This window comes from Empedobacter brevis NBRC 14943 = ATCC 43319 (genome assembly GCF_000382425.1).
Classification (GTDB): Bacteria; Bacteroidota; Bacteroidia; order Flavobacteriales; family Weeksellaceae; genus Empedobacter; species Empedobacter brevis.
In genome coordinates, this window is record NZ_KB908316.1 from 1 (window position 1) to 1,445 (window position 1,445).

Below are 1,445 nucleotides of genomic sequence, written 5' to 3' on the forward strand. Positions count from 1 at the left end.
AATTTATCATAAGAGAAAACTTCTGTGGTTTTAACAGGAAAATTATTTCCCAATCGCTTATGCGTGGTCACGACTTTTGTGGCTTTTCCTCTAAAATCCAATTCACTTTCCACAATGGTTGAACCTCCCAAATAATTAATTTTATGATTTTTAACCGCTCGTAAATACTTGTTGTCGTATAATGTATAATTGTGCTCGAAATTCCATTGGTTATTTTCCCATGTTCCCAAACTACGTGCAACAGAAAGTGTAGGCATGCCTTTTAACCGGTTTCCTGTGGCAATGGTTTGTCCCAATACATTTCCTGTTAGCAAAACGCCTTGTTGTGCTGTTGGATAATCGTCGTAATAATTAACGGTTAACGGATAACCGCCTTCCCCAAAAGCTGTAGGTTTATAAAAAATCTGCAGGTTATCGTACACATATCCCTGTGCATCTCGTTCGACGTTGTTGTTCCCAAAACTAGCTGTCACCCAGTTTTGTACATCCGCCCTTGTTCCGCTAAACACAATTCCCGTTACAGCTACCCGTGCGAATTTATCGTATTTGGTAAACATCCATTTTCCTTCTGTTCTTAACAAAGCATCCTGAGTAGCCACCAAACGATCTTGTTTGTCATACACCATATATTCCCAATCTTTCCCGGGAAGTTTTTTCTCAATCAGTCTGTTTTTATCGTCGTAACGGTATTGGTAGGCGAGTTCTTTCAACAAAGAAATATAGTTCAACACGTTAGTGCTATTATTAACTAATTCCATCAATTTTGGTGGTAAAACACAAGCCAGATTGCCGTAGATATCGTACACATAATAAGTGTTGAATTCTTTTCCATTCGCCCGAATCCGTTTCAGAACAACGCGTGCTTGCTTGTCTTTGAACTCGATGATCGGTTGCCCGTTTTCGTCTGTGGTGGTGGTTTTGTACAGGGTTCCGTTCTGGTAAGTCTCTGTTACGGTCAGGGCAATGTTGTTGCCGGAATTGGTCAGGTTTTGATTAATTCCAAACATCAGCACATGATCACCCTGATTGGTTTGATAATCAAAGCCTATTGCGCGGTTGGTGTTCACTTCCCATGCGGCTCCCGGAGCGCCTTGTTTCAAGACCCTGTTCAGGGGAGAATCTTCGTATTTTTTCTGGCTGTAGACATTGGAAGTTTCGGGATAATCGGCATAATTAATGGCAGTGGTGAAATTAAGATTCGGGACAACGCCCGGCAGATATTCCCTATCCACACGTCCAAACCCATCGTAAGTAACTGTTGTGGCCAAACTCGGGTTTAACAATTGACCGGAAAGAGCCATTGTTTCGATGGATAATCCGGCTTTAGGGCTTACGATACTCATTTTTTCGCGTCCCAATCCGTCAAAATAAGTAATTTTATCGATTCTGCTTTTGGTGGAAAGATTCGATTTTGTGGTATCTGTGGTGGCCTCTAACAACTCACT

At 41.6% G+C, this 1,445-nt stretch carries 1 protein-coding gene; it reads right to left on the reverse strand.

Annotated elements, in window-relative coordinates:
* Positions 1 to 1,445, reverse strand: a 1,445-nt coding sequence (locus tag H277_RS20330) for a DUF6443 domain-containing protein (RefSeq protein ID WP_019977081.1), incomplete at both ends; no start/stop codon positions are given.